Source organism: Streptomyces anatolicus (genome assembly GCF_019400875.1).
GTDB lineage: Bacteria > Actinomycetota > Actinomycetes > Streptomycetales > Streptomycetaceae > Streptomyces > Streptomyces anatolicus.
Map to the genome: position 1 here is coordinate 1 of NZ_WMBF01000484.1, position 4,750 is coordinate 4,750.

The 4,750-nt window shown below is 67.8% G+C and carries 4 protein-coding genes and 2 pseudogenes; 4 read left to right on the forward strand and 2 right to left on the reverse strand.

The window, feature by feature from the left end; translation table 11 throughout:
• From GKQ77_RS27920 to GKQ77_RS27930, 3 genes and pseudogenes are all read left to right on the forward strand, one after another.
• A partial coding sequence (locus GKQ77_RS27920; protein WP_219691699.1) for a chitosanase occupies positions 1–801 on the forward strand: 801 nt, incomplete at its 5' end.
• A gap of 135 nt (positions 802–936) precedes the next feature.
• On the forward strand, positions 937–1,350 hold the full coding sequence (locus tag GKQ77_RS27925; RefSeq protein WP_219691700.1) for a cupredoxin domain-containing protein: 414 nt from the start codon (positions 937–939) through the stop codon (positions 1,348–1,350).
• 75 nt (positions 1,351–1,425) lie between these two features.
• A pseudogene (locus GKQ77_RS27930) lies at positions 1,426–2,203 on the forward strand (transposase family protein).
• A gap of 131 nt (positions 2,204–2,334) precedes the next feature.
• Here the strand turns inward: GKQ77_RS27930 and GKQ77_RS27935 are convergent.
• Complete coding sequence (locus GKQ77_RS27935) at positions 2,335–2,658, reverse strand: alpha-amylase inhibitor (RefSeq protein ID WP_219691701.1); 324 nt, start codon at positions 2,656–2,658, stop codon at positions 2,335–2,337.
• A gap of 329 nt (positions 2,659–2,987) precedes the next feature.
• Between GKQ77_RS27935 and GKQ77_RS27940 the strand changes: the two are divergent.
• Positions 2,988–3,832 (forward strand): annotated as a pseudogene (locus GKQ77_RS27940) (IS5 family transposase).
• A gap of 15 nt (positions 3,833–3,847) precedes the next feature.
• Here the strand turns inward: GKQ77_RS27940 and GKQ77_RS27945 are convergent.
• Positions 3,848–4,750, reverse strand: a complete 903-nt coding sequence (locus tag GKQ77_RS27945; protein WP_219691702.1) for a Vgb family protein — start codon at positions 4,748–4,750, stop codon at positions 3,848–3,850.

The following is a 4,750-nucleotide window of genomic DNA, read 5'->3' on the forward strand; positions in this document are numbered from 1 at the left end:
CTCCTCACCTTCATCGGCGCCGCTGCCCTCGCGGGCCCGCTCATCGCCACACCGATGGCGACGGCGACGCCTGCTCCTCTGTCGGTCAGCGCCATCGGGCTCGACGATCCGGCGAAGAAGGAGATCGCCATGAAGCTCGTCTGCAGCGCGGAGAACTCCAGCCTCAACTGGAAGAACTACTACCGCTACATCGAGGACATCGACGACGGCCGCGGCTACACCGCGGGCATCATCGGCTTCTGTTCCGGCACCGGCGACATGCTGGACCTCGTCGAGCTGTACACCCGGCGCAAGCCGGGCAACGTCCTCGCCAAGTACCTGCCTTCGCTGCGCAGGGTCGACGGCACCGACTCGCACGAAGGGCTCGACCCCACCTTCGTACGCGACTGGGAGAAGGCTGCCGAGGACCCGGCGTTCCAGAAGGCGCAGAACGACGAGCGGGACCGCGTCTACTTCAACCCGGCCGTCAAGCAGGGCAAGGCGGACGGCGTCGGCGTGCTCGGCCAGTTCTGTTACTACGACGCCATCGTGATGCACGGCGACGGCACCGACTCCACCAGCTTCCGCAACATCCGCAAGCGCGCGCTGCGTTCGGCGAAGACACCGGCCCAGGGCGGCGACGAGGTGACGTACCTCAACGCCTTCCTGGGCGCGCGCGTCTGGGCGATGAAGCAGGAGGAGGCCCACGAGGACACCAGCCGGGTCGACACGGCCCAGCGGGTGTTCCTCAGGAAGCGGAACCTCAGCCTGGACCCGCCGCTGGACTGGAAGGTGTACGGCGACTCGTACCACATCGGGTAGCGGCCTCCTCCTGGGCGGGCCTGAGGACGGCCTGGCGCGCGGGGCACCCGGGGAGGGGTGCCCCGCGTACGCGCGTACGTAGCCTGGCTCCATGTTCCTCCGGATCACCGTGCTGATCGGGCGCGCGCGCCGGTCATGGACGCGGGCACGGTCTCCCTGAACCGGTCCGGGAAGGTGCGTCTCTCCGTCACCAAGTCTCTGGGCAATGTCTTGCGCACTCTCGTCACTTGCCTGGTGGCCGCGTCGATGAGCACGCTGGCGGTCAGCCCTGCGACCCCCGCGCCGCAAGCGCCCCAACAGGTTGTCGTGCGAGTCGACGACGACAGGTTCGATCCCGAGGAGGTGACCATCAACGTCGGAGACAAGGTGGTCTGGCGGAACCTCAGTGATAACAACCCGGCCAGCGCAAAAGCGCAGGACGGCTCATTCGATATCGGCTACCTCATGCCTGGGCAGAGCAGTGAACCCGTTCTCTTCGCCAACCGGGGGACCTTCAAGTACTACGACGAACCCCGCCCCTACAAGACGGGCACCATCGTCGTGAAGTAGCGGTCCGTGAGGGCTAATAGACGAGTAAGTCCGAAGTGTTCGGGCGCATGAAGCGAGGGTCTCGTTGATCCGTTTGTGACGACAGATCTCGAAACCCTCGCGACAGCACTGTACGTGAAGATCGATGACTCTCTGGCAGGAACGCGGCGATGGGGCCGGCCGCCGAGGCTGACGGATTCCGAGCTGTTGACGCTGGCAGTGATGCAGGCCGTTCTGGGCTTTGTATCGGAGGCCAGGTGGCTGCGGTTCGCCCGCCGTCACCTGGCCGCCGAGTTCCCCTACCTGCCTGAGCAGTCCGGCTACAACAAGCGCCTGCGCGGCGCGAACGCGCTGATCAGCCGGTTCATCCGCACCTTGGCCCGGGACACCGACCTGTGGCACGACGACGTGTGGGTCGTGGACTCCACTCCGGTGGAGTGCGCGCGTTCCCGGCCGGCCGTGAAACGTTCCGAGCTGGCCGGCTGGGCCGGCTACGGCTACTGCCCCTCGCACTCGCGGTTCTTCTGGGGCCTACGACTGCACCTGTTGTGCACTCCCGGCGGCCTGCCGGTCGCCTGGGCTCTGGCGAACCCCAAAGTCGACGAACAGGGTATGGACTGACCCTGCTGCGGCCCAGCTACCGCAACCGTGAGCCCAGGCCGGGCGAGCACCTGCTCAAGCCGATCCGGCAGCTGATCGAGTCGGTCAACGACATACTCAAGGGCAGCTCGACCTCGAACGCCACGGGGCCAGGAGCCCTGCCGGGGTCCTGGCCCGCGTCGGCCAACGCATCCTCACCCTGACCGCGGCCATCTGGCACAACCGACAGACGGGCACACAGACCACCCGTTCACTGATCGCCTACGACCACTGACCAAGCACTTCGGACTTACTCGTCTAGGACGCGGCGTTCGCGGTGCCCTGTACGGCGGCGGTGAGGGCGAGGGCTCCCGCGGCGGCGCCGGCGAGCTTGTTCATCTGTTGCTTTCGGTGAATGGCTGGGATTCAGCAGGTTTCGATCCGGCTGATCAACTCGTTGCCCATGGTGAAGTACATGACAGTCTTCTTCTCACCCGGCGCCAGTGCGACACAGTCGGTCTGCCTGGCGGTTTTGGGCAGGATTCCCTTGACATTGACGGAGTAGGTGCAGCCGTTGGTCAGGTGGAGTTTTCCCCAGCTGGTCATGAAGGGGAACGGGTTCTCCCAGGTCACACAGCTCGGCGCGGTGTCGGTGGCGCCCGACGTGGTGGCGCTCGCGGCGCCCTGCGCGGTGAAGGCGAGAGCGAGGGCCGCGGCGGCCGTGCTGGCCATCTTGACGGTGTTCTTCACGGAAATTCGGCCTCCGAATGGCGAAGTTGGAGTGTGGGCATGTAGAGCCTAGGTGGCATTTCCGTGAAAGTATGGACCGGTTTCAAGGATTCCAATTGGAGGTTTGGCGGCGGAATTCTGTGTCCGCATTCGTGAACCATCCCGCCGGCGCGCGGCGGTGTGGGACGGTGCCGCAATGACCAGTGCAGCACCCGAGCGCCTCACGGTGCGCGATCTCCCGCTCCGTGTGCCGCTGATCCACGGCGAGACCGTTGCGTCCTGCCTCGCCCGCACGGCCACCGCCAACGGCTAGGCCGTTTCCGTCAGATCATCGGATCGTTGGTTGATGTGTGTCGTTGACTGACGCCCAGTGGGCACGCATCGAGCCGTTGCTGCCGGATCGCACGCCGAAGCGGGGTGGGCGGTGGCGTGATCACCGGCAGGTGATCGACGCCATCGCGTTCAAGTACCGCACCGGCACGCCGTGGATGGACCTGCCCGAGCACTTCGGCTCGTGGAAGGGCGCCCACAACCGACTGCGCATGTGGGCTGCTGACGGCACCTGGGAAAGGCTCTTCACCGCCCTGCTCGCCCAGGCCGACGCCGAGGGCGACCTGGAATGGGTCGTTGCGGTCGACTCCACGATCGTGCGGGCTCATCAGCACGCCGCCGGGGCCCGTCAAAAGGGGCCCCGGCCGGCGAGCCGGCCGACCATGCCCTCGGACGCTCCCGCGGCGGACTGACCACGAAGATCCACCTCGCCGCTGACGGCCGCTGACGGCCGCTCGCGTTCGTCGTCACGCCCGGCCAGGCCGGAGACGCACCCGCATTCGAGCAGGTCATGGGCCGATTACGGGTGCCCCGACAGATCGGCCGCCCCCGGATCACTCCGGAGATCGTCCTGGCCGACAAGGCCTACTCGTCCCGGGCGATCCGCCGCCACCTGCGCAGGCGCGGGATCCGGGCGGTGATCCCACAGCCCGCCGACCAGGCCGCCAACCGCAAGCGGCTCGGGCACCGTGGCGGCCACCCGCCGGCCTTCGACCGCGAGGCCTACAAACAGCGGAATACCGTCGAACGTTGCATCAACAAGCTCAAACAGTGGCGTGGCCTCGCCACCAGATACGACAAGACCGCCACCATCTACCTCGCCGGACTCCACCTCGCCGCCATCTTCATCTGGTCAGCGAGATGATCCGAAGGAAACGGCCTAGGTCACCCTGAGGACCGCGCCCTTCTCCAGGGCCACCCACAGCGCTCCGTCCGGGCCCACGGTGATGCCGTGCGGTTCGGACGCGGGCGTCGGGAGCTCGTACTCCTGAATCACCGCCGCCTGGAAGGGCGTTGCCGTGATGCGGCCGACGCGGTTCGCTGCCCACTCGGTGAACCAGCACTCCCCCACCGCGGTCGCGACGATGGCGTGCGGCTTGGCGGCCCGGTCGGGGAGCGCGAACTCCTCTATCCGGCCGTCCACCGAGATCCTGCCGATCTGCCCGGCCATGATCTCGACGAACCACAGCGCCTCGCCGTCGGAGGCGATGCCCACCGGCCCGGCGCCCTCGGTGGGCAGCGGGTGGAGGTCCACCCGGCCGTCGACGCCGATGCGGCCGATCGCGTTCGCCTGGTTGAGGGTGAACCAGAGCCCGCCGTCGGGGCCCGCCGTGATCATCGAAGGGAACCCGCCCTCGACCGGCAGGGCGAACTCGGTGAACTCCCCGTCCACGTCCACGCGGCCGACGCGATCGGTGTTCAACTCCGTGAACCACAGCGCGCCGTCGGGCCCGGGGGTGATCCCGTACGGCCCGCTGTCGGGCGTCGGCACGGGGAACGCCTCGGTCTTCCCGTCGACGGTGACGCGGCCGATGTGGTGGTCCTTGGTGCGGGTGAACCACAGCGCGCCGTCGGGCCCGGGAGTGATGACGGTCGGGCCGGACTCCGGCGCGCCGATGCCGTACCGCGTGAACTCCTCGTCCACGGTGAGGCGCGCGACCTCACCGCCGCCGTTGAGGGTGAGCCACAGGGCGCCGTCCGCCCCGGCCGCGATCCCGTACGGGCCCGCGGCGTCGTCCGCCAGGCGGATCTCATGCAGATGTGGGGCACGGTGGTCTGACAC

Bases quoted from the DNA above. Each gene is read 5' to 3' on its own strand.
- GKQ77_RS27925 (WP_219691700.1), top strand. From the start codon at position 937: ATGGACGCGGGCACGGTCTCCCTGAACCGGTCCGGGAAGGTGCGTCTC.